Annotated in this window: 15 protein-coding genes; 2 read left to right on the forward strand and 13 right to left on the reverse strand. The window is 59.6% G+C overall.

What is annotated here, in order from left to right; all coding sequences use genetic code 11:
* Positions 1–35: 35 nt before the first annotated feature.
* The 9 genes from rpe to HYPMC_RS20250 form a co-directional block, all read right to left on the reverse strand.
* Positions 36–719, reverse strand: a complete 684-nt coding sequence (rpe, locus tag HYPMC_RS20210) for a ribulose-phosphate 3-epimerase (protein ID WP_013949970.1) — start codon at positions 717–719, stop codon at positions 36–38.
* A gap of 24 nt (positions 720–743) precedes the next feature.
* Complete coding sequence (locus HYPMC_RS20215) at positions 744–1,619, reverse strand: phosphoribulokinase (protein ID WP_013949971.1); 876 nt, start codon at positions 1,617–1,619, stop codon at positions 744–746.
* 32 nt (positions 1,620–1,651) lie between these two features.
* Positions 1,652–2,695 (reverse strand): class 1 fructose-bisphosphatase, encoded by a 1,044-nt coding sequence (locus HYPMC_RS20220; RefSeq protein WP_013949972.1) that lies wholly within the window; start codon positions 2,693–2,695, stop codon positions 1,652–1,654.
* A 212-nt stretch (positions 2,696–2,907) separates the two neighbouring features.
* Entirely contained in the window at positions 2,908–3,642 is a 735-nt protein-coding gene (locus HYPMC_RS20225) for a proteasome-type protease (RefSeq protein ID WP_013949973.1), read from the reverse strand.
* A 28-nt stretch (positions 3,643–3,670) separates the two neighbouring features.
* Complete coding sequence (locus HYPMC_RS20230) at positions 3,671–4,483, reverse strand: transglutaminase family protein (RefSeq protein ID WP_013949974.1); 813 nt, start codon at positions 4,481–4,483, stop codon at positions 3,671–3,673.
* 10 nt (positions 4,484–4,493) lie between these two features.
* Positions 4,494–5,441: an alpha-E domain-containing protein gene (locus HYPMC_RS20235; protein ID WP_013949975.1), complete on the reverse strand. Its 948-nt coding sequence runs from the start codon at positions 5,439–5,441 to the stop codon at positions 4,494–4,496.
* Positions 5,442–5,448: 7 nt separating this feature from the next.
* Positions 5,449–6,843: a circularly permuted type 2 ATP-grasp protein gene (locus HYPMC_RS20240; RefSeq protein ID WP_029670667.1), complete on the reverse strand. Its 1,395-nt coding sequence runs from the start codon at positions 6,841–6,843 to the stop codon at positions 5,449–5,451.
* A 199-nt stretch (positions 6,844–7,042) separates the two neighbouring features.
* Positions 7,043–8,233, reverse strand: coding sequence for an MFS transporter (locus HYPMC_RS20245; RefSeq protein ID WP_013949977.1), 1,191 nt, complete (start codon positions 8,231–8,233; stop codon positions 7,043–7,045).
* Positions 8,234–8,370: 137 nt separating this feature from the next.
* Positions 8,371–10,047, reverse strand: a complete 1,677-nt coding sequence (locus tag HYPMC_RS20250) for a formate--tetrahydrofolate ligase (RefSeq protein WP_013949978.1) — start codon at positions 10,045–10,047, stop codon at positions 8,371–8,373.
* Between the two features lie 332 nt (positions 10,048–10,379).
* On the opposite strand from HYPMC_RS20250, the gene HYPMC_RS20255 reads away from it, so the two are divergent.
* On the forward strand, positions 10,380–11,534 hold the full coding sequence (locus HYPMC_RS20255) for a cyclic nucleotide-gated ion channel (protein ID WP_041300446.1): 1,155 nt from the start codon (positions 10,380–10,382) through the stop codon (positions 11,532–11,534).
* An 86-nt stretch (positions 11,535–11,620) separates the two neighbouring features.
* On the opposite strand, the gene HYPMC_RS24520 is transcribed toward HYPMC_RS20255, so the two are convergent.
* The 4 genes from HYPMC_RS24520 to HYPMC_RS20275 all read right to left on the reverse strand — a co-directional run bounded on the left by HYPMC_RS24520 (position 11,621) and on the right by HYPMC_RS20275 (position 14,358).
* The gene (locus HYPMC_RS24520) at positions 11,621–11,782 is read right to left on the reverse strand and encodes a hypothetical protein (RefSeq protein ID WP_013949980.1); all 162 of its coding nucleotides are present in this window, start codon (positions 11,780–11,782) and stop codon (positions 11,621–11,623) included.
* Between the two features lie 220 nt (positions 11,783–12,002).
* Positions 12,003–12,827, reverse strand: coding sequence for a PP2C family serine/threonine-protein phosphatase (locus HYPMC_RS20265; RefSeq protein WP_244420935.1), 825 nt, complete (start codon positions 12,825–12,827; stop codon positions 12,003–12,005).
* Entirely contained in the window at positions 12,799–13,617 is an 819-nt protein-coding gene (locus HYPMC_RS20270; RefSeq protein WP_013949982.1) for an FHA domain-containing protein, read from the reverse strand. The genes HYPMC_RS20265 and HYPMC_RS20270 overlap by 29 nt, the downstream gene beginning before the upstream one ends.
* Before the next feature lie 111 nt (positions 13,618–13,728).
* Positions 13,729–14,358 carry an FHA domain-containing protein gene (locus tag HYPMC_RS20275; protein WP_244420936.1) on the reverse strand — a complete coding sequence of 210 codons (630 nt, stop codon included), beginning with the start codon at positions 14,356–14,358 and terminating at the stop codon, positions 13,729–13,731.
* Positions 14,359–14,655: 297 nt separating this feature from the next.
* Between HYPMC_RS20275 and HYPMC_RS20280 the strand changes: the two genes are divergently transcribed.
* Positions 14,656–17,007: a serine/threonine-protein kinase gene (locus HYPMC_RS20280; RefSeq protein WP_013949984.1), complete on the forward strand. Its 2,352-nt coding sequence runs from the start codon at positions 14,656–14,658 to the stop codon at positions 17,005–17,007.
* Positions 17,008–17,046: the final 39 nt, after the last annotated feature.

Consider the following 17,046-nt stretch of genomic DNA (forward strand, 5'->3'; position numbering starts at 1 on the left):
TGGACATACGCCAGCGCGGCGACAAATCAAGCCGGTTAGCAGTCGCTAACCGCCGACGCAGCAGCTTTTCGGATCACCTCGATGTTGGTGCGATAGCTGGCTTCGGTGCCGCCCTTGAACACAGCCGAGCCAGCGACGAGCACATTGGCACCGGCTTTGGCGACGAGCGGCGCGGTTTCCGGCGTAACGCCACCGTCAACCTCGATATCAATCGGACGATCGCCGATGAGGGCTTTCACCCGGCGGATCTTCTCGACAACGGCAGGAATGAACGACTGACCACCGAAGCCCGGATTGACACTCATCAGCAAAATCAGATCGAGGCGATCGAGGACGTATTCGATGACGCTTTCGGGCGTCGACGGATTAAGCGAAACACCGGCCTTCTTGCCGAGCGCGCGAATGGCCTGGAGAGACCGGTCGAGATGCGGACCGGCTTCGGCGTGAACGGTGATGATGTCGGCGCCAGCGGCTGCGAAATCAGCCAGATACGGATCGACCGGCGCGATCATCAGATGGACATCGAAAACCTTTTTCGATGTTCCGCGCACCGCTTTGATGACAGGCGCGCCGTACGTGATGTTCGGCACGAAATGACCGTCCATCACATCGCAGTGAATCCAATCGGCGCCGGCGGCATCAACCGTCCGAATCTCGTCGCCGAGCTTGCTGAAATCGGCCGACAGAATGGACGGGGCAATCAGGAGAGGGCGTGACACAAGCTACCTTTCGAAGGAGTTCGTTCAAATGACGCGACGGCGCCGCTCGACGAGCTGAAGAATGAGTGGCGTCAAGATCAACTGCATCGCGAGATCAAGCTTGCTGCCGGGGATCACGATGGAATTGGCGCGCGACATGAAGCTATCGTGGATCATGGACAGCAGGTACGCGAAATCGATACCACGCGGTTCCTTGAAACGAATAACGACCATCGATTCATCGTTGGTCGGAATCCAGCGCGCGACGAAGGGATTTGACGTATCGACGGTCGGTATGCGCTGGAAGTTGATATCCGTCTCTGCGAACTGGGGGCAAATGTACTGAACGTAGTCGGGCATCCGCCGCAAAATGGATTGCGTCACTTCTTCAGTCGTGTATCCGCGCTCAGTCCGATCGCGTCGAATTTTTTGAATCCATTCAAGGTTTATGACCGGGACAACACCAATCTTGAGATCCGCGTGTCGCGCAACATCATGTTCGGGCGTAACGACGGCACCATGTAGCCCTTCATACAAAAGGAGATCGGTGCCAGGCTCGATATCTTCCCACCGCGTGAACGAGCCAATCGGTGTCCCATACGTGTTCGCCTCGTCTTCGTCGTGGACGTAGTGGCGATAAAGCCCCTTTCCGCTTTCCGCATAAGTGCGAAACAACTTCTCGAGGTCTTCGATAAGGTTTGCCTCGATGCCGAAGTGGCTGAAATTATGATTGCCGCGCTTTGCTGCGGCCTTCATCGCTTTTTCCATGCCGCAACGGTCGTAGCGATGAAAGGCGTCCCCCTGGACGAACGCCGCCTTTACCTTCTCACGATGAAAAATGTAGTCGAAGGTTTGCTTAACCGATGTCGTCCCGGCCCCGGAGGAACCGGTGACGGATATGATCGGATGCTTAATGGACATGGATGGGACTCGATGCGCCTCTGTTCATGGAATTAGGGTGAAGCTCTGAACAGGCCTCGGCGGCCGAAGAGCGGCGAATGATCTCCCTTGAACTCCTGACCACTATAGATGCGCATCACTCGGTCTACCTCATCTCGTGAACCGCAGATCAGCGGCGTCTTTTGATGCAGAGCCACCGGAATAACGTCAAGGACGCGTTCTCGTCCCGTCGTCGCGCGCCCACCCGCCTGCTCCACGATCCATGCCAGCGGATTGGCTTCATACATCAGGCGAATGCGGCCCTGATGGAAGCCTTTTCGGCGATCTCCCGGATAGAGGTAAATGCCGCCGCGCGTCAGGATGCGGAAAACGTCCGCAACTGGCGAGCCCGTCCAGCGCATGTTGAAATCGCGGCCGCGCGGACCATTGGCGCCATTTTCACAGTCGTGGATGTAAATGCGGATTGGATCGTCCCAGTGGCGCGCGTTGGAAGCATTGATCGCATATTCCTGCGCCTCGGAAGGAATAGAAACGTTGCGCGTCGTCAGATGGTAAACCTGTGTCGCCCGATCGAGCGCGAAGATCTGCGTGCCGTGCCCGACCGTGAGCGCCAACACCGTCTGGGGACCATACACGAAGAACCCGGCGGCCAGCTGGTGCGAGCCGGGGCGCAAGAACGCCGCCTCACCCTCCGCCGACGGATGACGCGGCAGGATCGAGAAGATCGTACCGACCGAAACGTTGGCTTCGACGTTCGATGAGCCGTCGAGAGGATCGGTCGCGACGAGCAACGGCGCATTTCTTTGCAGCGTGATCGGAAGTTCTGCTTCTTCGGAGGCCAAAGCCGCGACAGGAACCGCGCCCAAGGCTTGAACCATCAGATCATTGGCGAGGATATCTATTTCTTTCTGCTCGTCGCGCTCGCCAGCGCGCGCGACGACCCGACCCAACCGATGATCGAGCGCGCCGCGGCCAATCAGTTCCGAAAGACGGATGCTGGCATCGGCGATGGCAAGCACGGTTTCCGAAACTTGGCCGCGCGTACGGCCTTCCAGCGTCCAGTTCGAAAGATATTCACTAAGCGTCGGGAGACCCATTATGCCCTTCCAGCGCCCGCCTGCCCTGATGACCCGCGCTTAATCTAACCGTAAGTGGCAGTGAGAATCGAGACAGCACTTTCTTCAAACCCGTGCATAGGCGCGCACTGCCGCACTTTTGCTGGGGTGCAGCATAGATTTCTCGGCGCGCAGAGTTGTAGGCGCGGAGGGCGCATTCAACTGTTAATCAAAAGCGCAAATTATCCGTTGGTTCAGACGTCGAACTCTTCGATCTTGGAAAAGGCTTGCCGCAACGCGTCCGACCAGGCGTTCGAGAGATTGCGGAAATATTCGTCGTCGGCGCTGATGCGTTTTTCGCGTGTCACGTCGAAGGTATCTCGTTCGTAGATGACAAGGTCGATCGGCATGCCGACCGACAAGTTGGAGCGTAAGGTCGAGTCAAACGACAGCAGCATCAGCTTGGCTGCCTCACCGAGGCGCATGTCGGAGCGCGCGACGCGGTCGAGGATTGGCTTGCCGTACTTATGCTCACCTATCTGGAAGAATGGCGTGTCATCGGTCGCCTCGATGAAGTTGCCTTCCGGATAAATCTGGAACAGGCGCGGGCGCTCGCCCTTGATCTGGCCGCCGAAAATGAAATTGGTGTTGAAGCCAAGCTTGCTGGCCTCAAGCGCAGCTCCGTCGATACTGCGCGCCTCGCGCACAGCGTCTCCGACCACGCGGGCGGCGCGGTACATGTTCGGCGCCGTGAAGAGAGTCGTCACCTCATCGTCGGTCTCTTGCGAGAGATGTTCGTTGATCAAGCTGACAACCGCCTGGGTCGCCGCGAGATTGCCGGCGCTCAGAAGCACGAACACGCGCTCGCCCGGCTGCCGCCAGAGCTGAAGCTTTTTGTACTGCGCGATGTTGTCGACGCCGGCGTTGGTCCGCGTGTCGGCTGCAAACACGAGGCCGCGCTCCAGGCGGAATGCTACGGCGTATGTCATGCAATCGTCTCCGAAGTCGGCAGGGCCGCTATTGTTGCTGGCTGCTCTGCTGCTGAACTTCGACGATGACGTCAAGCTCTTCGTTTGCAACCCCTCGGCGAGAACCACGAATTGGAGCCGCAAAAGTCGCATCAAGGCCGGTTGCCAGGCGTACATATTTTTCGGTCGGGCAGACGCCATTCGCCGGGTCGAAGCCGACCCAGCCTAAGCCCTCAAGCCAGACTTCCGCCCAGGCGTGGTTAGCATCGGCGGGTTCATCGCCCCCCGTCAGCAGGTAACCGCTGACATAGCGGGCCGGAATGCCGATTGACCGCGCCGCGGCGATGAAGACATGGGCGTGGTCCTGGCAAACGCCTTTGCCTTCCGCCAGCGCTTCGGCAGCGGTCGTATGCGCACCGGTGGAACCGATCTTGTAGTCGATGGCGTCGCGGACGCCATGCATCAGGTTGTGCATGCCGCGAATGTCGGCCTTGGCTCCGGCATCCTGCTGGAGCGCTATAATATCCTCGGTCGCCATCGTCTTGGGGGTGAAGCGGCGGTAGACGCGTAGCGGGGCCGGGTCCATCAGTCCGCGCACGATTCCGGCGCGATCTTCGGTATCCACGACGCCCTTGGCGATAATCAGCGACTCGGAATGCTCTTCGGTGCAACTCGCGAGATGCACCATATTGCCGAAGCCATCGCGGAACGGCTTCACCGCATCGACGCCGGGGGCGCTGATGCGCCATTCGATGACACGCTGGCCTTGAAACGACGGCGGCGTGAGACGGAGCGCGAGAATGGAATACTTCGTCGGCTCGCTGTAGACGTAACGCGAAACATGCCCAATCGAAATACGCATCGTCGGAGCCTCAATCGCTGAAGTGATAGGCGGCGGAGATCTCGTTACCGAGCTTATTGTTGCGGGCAATGAAGTCCTGCACGAACTCGTGCAGGCCCGATTGGAAGATATTGCGAATGTCGGCCTCCAGCAGAAGGTCGCGGGTGGATTCCGCCGTCGTCTGACAATCGTGACGAGCGCCATAGAACACCGCGAGATCGCGGAGCGCCAACGTCAACTCATCGTAGCACGAGCGCAACGACCGCGGCATCTGCCGATTGAGGATCATGAAATCGGCGATCTTGAGCGGCCGATAGTGATCCTTGAAAACCCAGCGATAGCTACGATGCGCCGAGACGGAGCGAAGAAGCGCCGCCCACTGATAGTTGTCCTTTTCGCTGCCGACCATCTCGCTCGACGGCAGGAGATGATAGTACTTCACGTCGAGAATGCGCGCGGTGCTGTCGGCGCGCTCGATGAAGGTGCCGACCTGACTGAAATAGAATGTGTCGTTGCGCAAAATCGTGTTCAACATGGCGCCGCGGTAGAGCGCCGAGCGTGAACGCACCCAATCGAGAAGTTCAGGAAGCGAATTCGATGTGATCGCCACCGGGCGAATGGCGGAAAACTCCAGCCACGCACTGTTCAGGCTTTCCCACATTTCCCGCGTCAGGGCAGTGCGTTGGGCACGGCCGTTGCGGCGCGCTGCAGCGAGACACGATGCAATGCTCGACGGATTCGACGTGTCGAAGAGCATGTAGTCAATGACGTTCTGCGAGATCAGCTCGCCGTGACGCTGCACATAGCCTTGCAGGCACCCGGCGCTCTCGAGCGTCGATCGCCATTCCTCGTGAAAGCCTTCGCCCTCGCGCGGTAGCAGCACAATGCGGTAGCCAACCTCAAGGAGGCGCGCCATGTTTTCTGCGCGCTCGATATAGCGCGACAGCCAATAAAGGTCGTTTGCGGTACGTCCAAGCATTCCGAAGCTATTCCTGCAGCACCCAAGTGTCCTTCGTGCCGCCACCCTGACTTGAATTGACGACGAGCGAGCCTTTCTTCATGGCTACGCGCGTCAGTCCTCCGGGCATCAAGCGCACCTGATCGCCGATGAGCACAAAGGGGCGCAGATCGAGATGCCGAGGCGCCACGCTGGTATCGGCGAGTGTCGGGCAAGTCGATAGCGAAAGCGTCGGCTGGGCGATATAGTTTTTGGGATTGGCAATCAGCTTGGCGCGAAATTCCTCGATCTGCTCGGTCGTCGATTTCGGACCGACGAGCATGCCGTATCCGCCAGAGCCGTGGACTTCTTTGACGACGAGTTCAGCGAGGTGATCCAGAACGTATTTCAGGCTGTCGGGCTCGCGGCAGCTATACGTCTCGACGTTGGGCAGGATCGGCGCCTTGCCCGTATAAAACTCGATGATCGCCGGAATGTAGCTGTAGATCGCCTTATCATCGGCAATACCGGCGCCCGGTGCGTTGACAATCGTCACCCGGCCCGACCGGTAGACATCGAAGATGCCCGGCACGCCCAGAAGCGACGTCGGTTCGAAAACGAGCGGATCGAGGAAGTCATCATCGACACGGCGATAGAGCACGTCTACGCGCTTCAATCCCTCGGTCGTTTTCATGCGCAATAGGCCGTCAATCACAACGAGATCGGAGCTTTCGACCAGCTCGACGCCCATCTGATCGGCGAGGAACGAGTGCTCGAAATAGGCGCTGTTGTAGACGCCCGGCGTCAACAGAGCGATCGTCGGCTCGGCATCGAGATTGCCTGGCGCAACGCTTTCGAGCGTCTTCAAGAGTGCGTCGGCATAATTATCGACGGGGCGCACGCGGTTGCGGCTGAAGAGGTCGGGAAAGAGATGCATCATCGTCTCGCGGTTCTCGAGCATGTACGAGACGCCGGACGGGGTGCGCGTATTGTCTTCGAGAACCATGAACTCGTTTTCGCCGGTGCGGACGAGATCGACGCCGATGATGTGGCTATAGATTCCGCGCGGCGGGTCGACGCCGATCATCTCCGGCAGGAAGGCGGAATTCTGGACGACGAGTTCCTCGGGGATCTTACCGGCCTTCAGGATCTCCTGGCGGTGATAAATATCGTACAGGAAGGCGTTGAGCGCGCGAACGCGCTGTTCGATCCCAAGTTCGAGGCGCCGCCACTCGTCGGCGGAAATGATGCGCGGCAGAATATCGAAGGGGATCAGACGCTCGCCGGCTTCTTCTGCACCGTAGACCGCGAACGTAATACCCGAGCGTCGGAATAAAACCTCGGCTTCAGCAGATTTCTGTCGGAGCGTATCGAGGTGTTGGACACCGAGCCATTCAGCGAATGCTTTATACGGTGGCCGCACCTCGCCGCCAAAGCCGTTCATTTCGTCGAATGGCGCGCCCAAGTCCACCCTCCCGTTTAACGAGTCTTTTCGGATCGGCATCGCAAAGCCCAGGCCAATTTACGCGAAGCCCGGAATTGCTGCATCTGTCTATTCACATCAGCATCTATTTGCTTCCGAAATATGCACCTTCGGCCAAGTCCCGCATAAAATTGCGGCAGCGCAGTCCGGTGTAGGGCAATCAGGTTCCTGCCTGACCAGCGACCTCGGGAATGGTGACCGCCGAGCGGGCCTTCAATCCCCACGCGGTGGCGACGCCAAGAAGCCCCATCGATGCGCCAGCCATCAGCAAAACCCACGTTGATCCCAATCCCGCCAAGCCGATGCCATAGACGACCGGTCCGAAGGCTTGCCCCAAAAACATGAAGAATGCATGCATGGCGACGGCCGATCCCCTGTTATGGGGAGCTAGTTCCGTCGCCTGCGTCTGCAGCGAGTTATGGATCATGTAGAAGCCGACACCAACGATGAGGAACGTCGCCATCTCGCGTGGCCACGACGTTCCCAAAGACAGAAGCGCTAGACCAATCCCCGAGACGATGCCGCCCGCGAGGATAAGCTTGTAAAATCCAAGCCGGCCGAGCATCAGGCGGACGAGGGCGGTGTAGACGAAGCCGCCAAAACCGAAGCCAGCAAGCACGAAGCCGGCTTCTTTCAAGCCGCCTGCGCCGCGCTCTTCGAGAAGAATTGCGACGTAGGGAAACAGTCCGAAAATCACGATACCCTCGGCGAAGACTGCAGCGAAGCAGACAACCGAGCGTGGATTTGCAAAGACAGCGCGATAGCCGTCGATAAATTCCTTGAGGCTCGGGGCCTGGCGCTGAACGCCGGGAGCCGGGCGCAATTGCCAAAGCGTGACGACGAATGCAATCAGCGCCAGCGACGTCGCGCCGGCGGTGGCGACACGCCATCCAAACATCGAAGCGATGAGGCCCGAGCCGATCGAGCCCGTTAACTGTCCCGCTATGATCGCCGTCAGAACACGCGAGAGCGCAATTTGGCGTTCGGACATCGGAAAGCGATCGCCGACGATGGCAAACGCTAAAGGTATAATGCCGCCAGCAGCCGCGCCGCCGACGAGCCGGGCCACGGAAAGCGACGCGAATGTCGGAGCGAGCGCCGAGGCCGCAAGGCACAAGGCGAGCACGGCAAGCGCGATCTTAATAATGCGAGCCTTGCCAAAGGCATCCCCAAAAGCGCCGAGGACCGGCTGGGCTAGAGCATAGGGAAAGGCATAGAGAGACGCGAGCATCGCCACCGAGGCTGTGTCAATGGCGAGATCGCGGGCAATATCGGGCACGACGGGATCAACGATCCGCATCGACATCGAGCTGACGAAACAACTGGTGGCCAGGATGGCGAGAAGGCGCATTCGGGATCGATTGTATGGATCGAAAAGTGCGGACTTCCTAACAGAAGCGGGACAGATCGCGGTACGACCTGCCCCGTATGGCTGATATGTATCAGAATGGGCAACTCCGCTACGCGGAACCTGCCGAATTTCTTGGACTAGAACAGACCCTGGATCTGGCCCTTGTCGTCGAGGCGGATCGAGTCGGCCGCCGGCACCTTCGGCAGACCCGGCATTGTCATGATCTCGCCGGTGACGACGACGACGAATTCCGCGCCAGCCGAGAGGCGAAGCTCACGGACCGGGACAATGTGACCGGTCGGCGCGCCGCGCTTCGAGGGGTCGGTTGAGAAGGAGTACTGGGTCTTTGCCATACAGACCGGCAGATGGCCGAAGCCCGCGGCCTCCAGGTCCTTGAACTGGTTCTCGACGCTGGTGTCGCAGGAAATGTCGGCCGCGCGATAAATTTCGGTTGCGATCGTCTTGACCTTGTCGCGCAGCTTCATGTTGTCGGGATAAAGCGGCTTGAAGTTCGCCTTGCCCTCATCAATCACCTTAACGACGTGGTTGGCCAGCGCTTCGGTGCCCTTGCCGCCTTCGGCCCAATGGGTGCACAGGAATGCCTTCGTACCCATGCTCTCGGCGGCCTTCTGCACTTCAGCGATTTCCGCGTCGGTGTCGGTGATGAATTTATTGACCGCGACGACGGCCGGAACGCCGAACTTGTTGACGTTCTCGATGTGACGCTTGAGGTTTTCGCAGCCCTTGGCGACGGCAGCGGCATTTTCGGCCTTGAGGTCGTCCTTGGCGACGCCGCCGTGCATCTTCAGCGCCCGCACCGTTGCAACGATAACGACGACCGATGGCGCGATACCGGCTTTACGGCATTTGATGTCGAAGAACTTTTCGGCGCCGAGATCAGCGCCGAAACCGGCTTCGGTCACGACGTAATCAGCGAGCTTCATTGCGGTCTTTGTCGCAAGCACGGAGTTGCAGCCGTGGGCGATGTTGGCGAACGGGCCGCCGTGGATGAAGACCGGATTGTTTTCGAGCGTCTGCACGAGGTTCGGCTGTAGCGCGTCTTTCAGCAGCACCGTCATGGCGCCGTCAGCTTTCAAGTCGCGCGCGCGAATGGGCTTCTTGTCGCGGGTGTAGGCGACGATGATGTTACCGAGGCGTGTTTCGAGATCCTTGATGTCGCGCGACAGGCAGAGGATCGCCATGACTTCCGACGCCACCGTGATGTCGAAGCCATCTTCGCGCGGGAAACCATTCGAGACGCCACCCAGCGAATTGACGATCGAGCGCAACGCGCGGTCGTTCATGTCGAGGACGCGCTTCCAGCCGATACGGCGCTGGTCGATTCCGAGCGCGTTGCCCCAATAGATGTGGTTGTCGATCAGCGCCGACAGCAGGTTGTGCGCGCTGGTGATGGCGTGGAAGTCGCCCGTGAAGTGCAGGTTGATGTCTTCCATCGGCACGACCTGGGCGTAGCCGCCGCCCGCCGCGCCGCCCTTCACGCCGAAGCACGGTCCGAGCGAAGGCTCGCGCAGTGCAGCGATGGCCTTCTTGCCGATATAGTTAAGACCGTCGCTCAGGCCGACGGTCGTCGTCGTCTTGCCTTCGCCGGCAGGCGTCGGGCTGATGGCCGTCACGAGGATGACCTTGCCGTCCTTGTTGCCTTCGATCTGCTTGATGTACTCGGAAGAGACCTTGGCCTTGGTCCAGCCATAGGGAACCAACGCCTCGGCGGGCACACCGACCTTTGCCGCGACTTCGGCGATCGGTTTCAGCTTCGCTTCGCGCGCAATCTCTATGTCGGACTTCACGGTCACGGATTTTTCCTCCTAGAAATCTTTTTTTATTGGGTGAAAAACTTATGTGCTTGGAGCGGATGACGACGTTCAGTTGTGGTCGTGAAATTGCCAAGCGCCTATGCACGAATCTCGGATAGGTGATCAGCAATATCTATGCGCTGATGCCTCAGTTGGCGCGATGACGCAAGGTCTACTCAACGTCGCGGGGGTTGTGAATTCTTCGCAAGCGCGATGCCGGATCATGATGCACTGCGATGACGCGGAGCCTGGGGAAACGCTCTCTATACGTACGAAGAGGGGAATTCGTGTTGCAGGAACGAACAGACCGAATTGCGGACGCGTCCCATGCCGTGCGGCATAAGACTCTCCGGAAACGAATTTACGAAATTATCGAAACCGGACAGGGCGACGACAAGGCGAGCAAGCTCTTCGATAGCTTCATTGTCGTTCTTATTCTGCTGAACGTCGCCGCATTCGTCGCCGAAACGGTGCCATCGCTTGAGGCTGCTTGGCGGCCCTGGTTTCATTGGTTCGAAGTGTTTTCCGTAGCGATCTTTACTATCGAATACGGGCTCCGACTTTGGACTGCTACCGAAGTGCCGTATCTCAACCGAAAGCACCCGTGGAAGGCGCGGCTCAATTTGGCGTGTCATCCCGCGCTGATCATCGATCTGTTGGCATTCCTTCCATTCTATTTGAGCGCGATCGTGTTGATCGATCTGCGTATCCTCAGAACGCTGCGGCTGTTGCGGTTCTTGAAACTGTCGCGCTACTCGCCGGCGATGTACACGCTGATCCGCGTGCTTTCGAACGAGCGCAAGGCGCTAGCGGGCGCTGGCCTGCTTCTGGCAATGGCTCTGCTCTTCTCTGCGACGTTGATGTACTACATTGAAGGAAACGCTCAGCCGGATAAATTCGGGACCATTCCAGAAGCAGCCTGGTGGTCGATCGCTACGCTTACGACGGTTGGCTACGGCGACGTGACGCCCATTACTGCCCTGGGCAAACTCGTTGGTAGCGTCACAATGGTAATGGGTCTTTGTATCCTCGCATTGCCTGTCGCCATCATCTCGACCGGCTTTGCCCAAGAACTGCAAAGGCGGGACTTCGTGATTTCCTGGTCTTTGATGTCGCGTGTGCCTCTACTGGCGCGTCTCGACGCCAAAGAAGCTTCTGAAATTATGCCGTTGTTGGAAGCGCACAACCTGCCGCCGAACGTCGAAGTCGTGAAAAAGGGTTCTCCGGGCGACGCTATGTATTTCATCGCGTCGGGACGGCTTGAAAAGCTCGAGGACGGTCAACGCCACGTCTATTCCGTCGGCGATGTTTTCGGTGTGGAGACGATGTTTGAAAACAGCGCGCATGGAGAGGCTATCATAACGTCGTCACGGTGCCGCCTGCTGAAGTTGCAGCGCGAGGATTTTCATCGGTTGGCATCGAAGCAGCCGCGTATTGCCTCGCACATCCGCAGGCTTGCGACCGGCGATCTCCGTGAGGCCTCCTAGACGGCGGGCGATCCAACGCGTCTCGACATAAAAAAACAGTGGGCTTGCGGCCCACTGTTTCCATGAAACTCGAAATGCTTCGAGACTTACTTCACGGTGCAGGACTTCGTCTTTTTGTCCCACGTGCCCTTCGCCTTTTTGCAGGCAGCCTTCGTCTTCGGGGCGTCGGCGGCGTTGGCCACAACCGGAGCCGCAACCGACAACAGAAGACCGGCCATCACAGCAGCGCTCAAAATCTTGGAAATCATAAAGTCTCTCCTTCGCATCTCAGCCGGCCATTGCGGCCGGTCAGCCAAGGCTGAATACGGAAGGTTCTTTGCCGGTTTCTGGCGGCCAGAATACATTTGCGTAAGGTTGCAACGCGCGCTGATCAAATTCGCGGAAACAGAATGAATTATTGCTTGTGCTCAAGCAGATAATTCTCGCCGAAATTTCAATGGGCGACGACAGCGCAGCAGGCTGAAATAATCAGCCCACGGCTCTTACGACCAGGACGGTCGCATTATCCTGATATGGCTCACGGATCGCTTCGATCGAGCGAATGATGGCCCTGGCGACCGCCGCCGCGCCGTCTTTCGCGTAACCCTGGATCAGGCGGGCGATCTCATTCGTTTCGAGAGTCGCTATGCCGTCGCTCGCCAGCACGACATAATCGCCGGGTTCGAGTTTCAACGGCTGGCGGGAAACGTCCAACAGGTCAATTTCCTCGCCCGTTACGGCTGAGCGCAGCATATGCCGCCGCGGGTCGTGACGTGCCTCTTCGGCCGTCAGCTTGCCTTCGGCAACCATGCGATCGAGTTCGGGCGCGAGCGAGTGATCCTCGTTCAGAAGCGCGACCTCGCCGCGGCGGAAGAGGAACAGCGGACTGTCCCCGACGCTCACCCATTCCACACCGAGCGGACTGAAGGCGGCGCCGATCAGCGTCGAGCCCATCCCGGCGAGCAGCGGGTTCTCTGCAATCTTCGTTGCGAGGGCGGCGTTGGCGGCCCCCAGCCCGGCAATGAGCCTCTCGCTCACCTCGCCTTTCGCAGCGGAGGCGGATTGCAGGAAATGATCGCACACCATCTGGCTTGCGAGCGCACCTCCGGTATGGCCACCCATGCCGTCGGCAAGAACGGCCAAACCGGCGCGGTCGTAGCCCGGCCCTTCGCTCGACAATACGACGGGCTCACCGCCGTCCGATAGAAACGCGGCTGTATCTTCCTGATAGTCGCGAGCTCCGCGCGTTGCGGCGACTGCATGCTCGAACGGCGGCATTCGATCCTTAAGCTTCGGAAATCTCTGACCAGTCAAAATCGCTCCCGCAGAACGGCAGGAAAGCGACTTGCGTGCGCCCGAGCGTTATGACGTCCATCGGCTGCAGCGGCACAGGGCCTGCCGGTCGCTTGTCGTTCACAGAAACGACATTCGTCTTAGCAAGATTTGGCACGAAGAGGAAAGTCCGATCCGTCGAATCATAGCGCAGGTAGGCTTGCGCCTCGTTCGAGATGGCATCATCGCCGAAATCCAGCGGAATCCGGTTGTCGCGCGAGCGGCCAAGCGTGTTGTTGCCCTCGAAAATCGGGCGAAAAGAGCCAAGGCCGGGGCCGCCGACAACGATCAGAAAGCCGACGACGGGGTCGCGCTCGAAAACGCCGTGCTCGATTTTCTGCTTGCCCCGCACCAAAACCGTGCGGGCCGGAGCCTCGGTATCAAGCTCCGCCTCGACTTTCCGGGGTTTCGAAGGTTCGGCACGGAGGACGCGCGTGGTCGGCGGCGAGTCGGCTTCTTTTTCTTTCGGCAGCCCGAAGCGTTCCGGAATTTTGGGTTCGGGACCGATCCGGGCAAGGCGGGCGGCCTCTTCGGCGCTCAGACTGTCAGATGCCGCTGCCACGGGAACGGGTTTTGACTCATCGCTCCGAGCGGCCGGAACCGGAGGCAGCGCAACCGGCTGAACCTGAGCGGGGGCCGCGACCGCCGCGGCTGGAGCTGTTTCGTCGCGACCGGCAGCCATCAGTGCATCCCTCAATGAGCCCAGAAATTTATGAGGCTTACCGCCCTTCGCTTCGTTGCCTGCGGTGGTCTCGCCCCGTTCGATTGCCATCGACACATCTCCCTCTGATTTCGACAGGCGCAGATTTCCGCCGAATCGCGCCGCAGCGTTGAGATACGCATGAACTGGAACCTGGACAGAACCTTGGCGACAACGCGAGTATTACCTGGCGCCGGCACGAAAACGCAGCTTTCCCGGGCCAAGCTGGATGAGGTCGCCATCGTGGAGGCGGGCTTCGCAGCAGCGGCGGCCGTTGACGATCAAGCCGTTGCTCTCGACGCCCGTTAAATCGGTGATGAGCCAATCATCGTGATCTTCGCGATGAATGGCAGCGTGATAGCGGTGCACATAGCGGCTCGGAATGCGAATGTCGTTATCATCCTCGCGGCCAATTCTCAGCATATCGCGCGGAATTGCGCATCGCATGCCGCGACCGTTCTCGATTTCGATAAACGGCATGCGGCGCGGAATGGCCGGCCCGTGCCCGACGTCGGCATCGAAAGCATCGGCGCGGCCGGGCTTTGGCTTGTAGATGCGCGTGGCGTCTTTTGAACGGGTGAGCGGTTTCGATAGCCGGAGCAAGCCAGCGACGATCGGCAGGGCGATGGCGAGCATCAGGCCAACGGTCAAAGCGGGCGCAACGCGATAGCTGTCATGAAAAAGAGCGTTGAGGCGCGTCGCGATCGGGCCGGATGAACCAAGCAAATCGTTTGCTGCGCCGTGCGACGACAGCAATGTCAAGACTGCCGCCGGAACGAGAATCGCCGTACCGGCTATAGCGACTCGTTTCAAACGTGACCGCGCGTGCATCATGATGATTCGGGTTCCCATCGCGCCAGGCAGATTTGGTGAGGAGATGTCGGCGGCAACATGGCTGGAAAGCGACACCGTGAGGATTTATTCATCAGGGGTTCATCACCCGTCGATACGCCACATTCTTGCGCAATGGGTTCAAAACAGAGACAACAGGGTGCTGGCTCGTTGAGAGGCCAGGACAAAACGCGCAGCTAGCTCCGTAGATCGTTCTGCAGCGAGGTGCAGAACACAGGACAGATCATCACCAGCGCGGACGGCCCGCGCACGAGGACAATGACGCAGCTTGTCGCTTTACCGGACGGCACAGAACTCGCGGGCGATTACAAAATCGTCCGGGTTCTCGGTGCGGGCGGTTTTGGCGTCACGTACCTCGCCGACGAACCGGAGCTGACGCGCAAAGTCAGCATCAAGGAATATTTCCCGAGCGATTTTGCGCTGCGCACCGAAAACCTCGAAGCGACGCCGCGGTCAGAAAGTTGCACCGGCGATTACAATTGGGGTCTCGACCGCTTCATCGAAGAAGCGCAGACGCTGGCGAAGTTCGATCACCACAACATCGTCAAGGTGCATCGCATCTTCCGCGCCAACAACACCGCCTATATGGTGCTGCGGTTCGAGGAAGGCAAAAGCCTTAAGAATTGGCTGAAGGATCTGGGCCGCGCGCCGCGCCAGAAGGAACTCGACCAGATCGTAGCGCCGCTACTCGATGCGCTTGAGGTCATTCACAAAGCGGACTTTCTGCACCGCGATATCGCGCCCGATAACATCATCATTCGCAACACCGGCGATCCGGTGCTGATCGACTTCGGCGCGGCGCGTAGCGACATTGCTGCGCATTCAAAGACGAAGACGGTGTCGGCGCTCGTGAAGCCCGGCTACAGCCCGTATGAGCAGTATGCCGAGACGAGCCGCCAACAAGGGCCGTGGTCGGATATCTATGCCTTCGCCGCGACGCTCTATCATGCGGTGACCGGTAAGCGGCCGCCCGACTCGCCGTCGCGCATGCTGAAGGACGAGATGGTGCCGGTGCGCGACGCGGCGCTGGCGAGCTATCGGCAATCATTCCTGACGGCCATCCAGCAGGCCCTGGCACTTTCCGTCGACGCGCGGCCGCGTTCGGTTGCCGAATGGCGTGGGGCATTGCTTTCGCCGGATCCGGAGAAGCCCGGGCTTTTCCAACGCCTGCGAGAGAAGACCGAAGTCCGCCGCAAGCAGGAAGACGAGAAGCGCGCAACCGAAGCCATCATCAATACCGCAGTTCCGCCGCCTCCCGATGCGCCCGGTCCGAAGGGCGGCATGCTCGATTTCGTCGAGTCGCTGAAAGAGCCTTCCGCCGCGAAGAACAAGGGCAAGAGCAAGGCTGCTCCGCCGCCCGCGCCGTCTGCTGCCGCGAAGAAGTCAGCTGCCGCCGAAAAGGCGAAGGCGCGAGCTGAGAAAGCCAAAGCGGACAGGGCCAAAGCCGCGGAGAAGCTGCCACCATTACCGCCGCCAGCGCGTCCGCAACCTGAGAAAGCCAAATCGAAGCCGAAGGTGCGCCCCAACCCGGACGTCGGGCGCAAGCCGTTCCTGCGCCGGCTGACGACGCGCGCCATCATTGCGGCAGCGCTCGCGGGCGTCGTGTTTGCATTCCACGATCGGATTCCGCAGCTTCTATCGACGCATGTAAGCGCCATCACGACGGGAACGATTTCGAAACCGGTTGCCGTCAATCCCGATCCCGCGCTGACAGAAACGGCCGAGATCAAGGCTTACGATGCGCCAGTCGAACGGCTGGCGCTGAGCGGCGATGGCCGTCTGATCGTGACAGCCGCGCACGAGGCGCAGCTTAAAGTCTGGTCCTACGATACGCGCTATCAGCTCGGCACGATCCAGCTGGAAGATGGTCCGGCCGTATCGCTTGCCGTGCGCAACAATCGCGTCGTGACCGGCCATGCCAACGGCGCCGTCGACATCTATGACCTCGACAGCAAGCGCCGTCTCTTCCGCTTCAAGCGCAACGACGCAACCATCTGGGCCGTCGATTTCATCGCTTCGGAGGATCGCATCGCAACCGCCAGTCACGACTGGATGGTGACGCTGTGGGAAACAGCCTTCCAGAACGCTCCTACTGCGGTGCTCGAAGGGCATGAGAATGCGGTGCAGGCGCTCGCGGTCGATCCATCGGGTCGTTGGATTGCATCGGGCGGCGCGGACCGGACCGTGAGGATCTGGAGCGTCGAGACGAAAGACTCGCGGCGGCTCTATCGCAACAATTCCGATTTCATTTCGGCGCTTGATTTCTCGCCGGATGGGTCGTTACTCGCGACCGGCAGCCTCGACGGTACTGTGAAGCTGCTCTCGATGAATTCCTATCGCATGCAGCGGACGCTCGGCGGGCACAATGCGCGCATCACCTCGCTCGCGTTTTCCGGTGTGGGCGATCTGCTGGCGTCCGCGTCCGAAGATGGTGTCGTGCGCGTCAGGAGCCTGAAGCGCCCCCGCAACTATCTGCCGTTGACGGGACTGGGATCCGGCGCAAAGACTGTCGTGTTCTCAAACGATGGGCGCACACTGCTGACCGGCGGACAAGACGGCGTCATCCGGCTCTGGTCATTGCCGGGAGCGCAACTCGCCCAGCGCAACTGAAGCGCACCTTTGCTTGCGGGTGTCAGACGGCTTCGCTAG

This window comes from Hyphomicrobium sp. MC1 (assembly GCF_000253295.1).
In the GTDB taxonomy this organism is placed as follows: domain Bacteria; phylum Pseudomonadota; class Alphaproteobacteria; order Rhizobiales; family Hyphomicrobiaceae; genus Hyphomicrobium_B.

Bases quoted from the DNA above. Each gene is read 5' to 3' on its own strand.
- HYPMC_RS20270 (WP_013949982.1), bottom strand. From the start codon at position 13,617: ATGGCAATCGAACGGGGCGAGACCACCGCAGGCAACGAAGCGAAGGGC.
- HYPMC_RS20215 (WP_013949971.1), bottom strand. From the start codon at position 1,619: ATGTCCATTAAGCATCCGATCATATCCGTCACCGGTTCCTCCGGGGCC.
- HYPMC_RS20245 (WP_013949977.1), bottom strand. From the start codon at position 8,233: ATGCGCCTTCTCGCCATCCTGGCCACCAGTTGTTTCGTCAGCTCGATG.
- HYPMC_RS20235 (WP_013949975.1), bottom strand. From the start codon at position 5,441: ATGCTTGGACGTACCGCAAACGACCTTTATTGGCTGTCGCGCTATATC.
- HYPMC_RS20230 (WP_013949974.1), bottom strand. From the start codon at position 4,483: ATGCGTATTTCGATTGGGCATGTTTCGCGTTACGTCTACAGCGAGCCG.
- HYPMC_RS20225 (WP_013949973.1), bottom strand. From the start codon at position 3,642: ATGACATACGCCGTAGCATTCCGCCTGGAGCGCGGCCTCGTGTTTGCA.
- HYPMC_RS20220 (WP_013949972.1), bottom strand. From the start codon at position 2,695: ATGGGTCTCCCGACGCTTAGTGAATATCTTTCGAACTGGACGCTGGAA.
- HYPMC_RS20280 (WP_013949984.1), top strand. From the start codon at position 14,656: ATGACGCAGCTTGTCGCTTTACCGGACGGCACAGAACTCGCGGGCGAT.
- HYPMC_RS20240 (WP_029670667.1), bottom strand. From the start codon at position 6,843: ATGAACGGCTTTGGCGGCGAGGTGCGGCCACCGTATAAAGCATTCGCT.
- HYPMC_RS24520 (WP_013949980.1), bottom strand. From the start codon at position 11,782: ATGATTTCCAAGATTTTGAGCGCTGCTGTGATGGCCGGTCTTCTGTTG.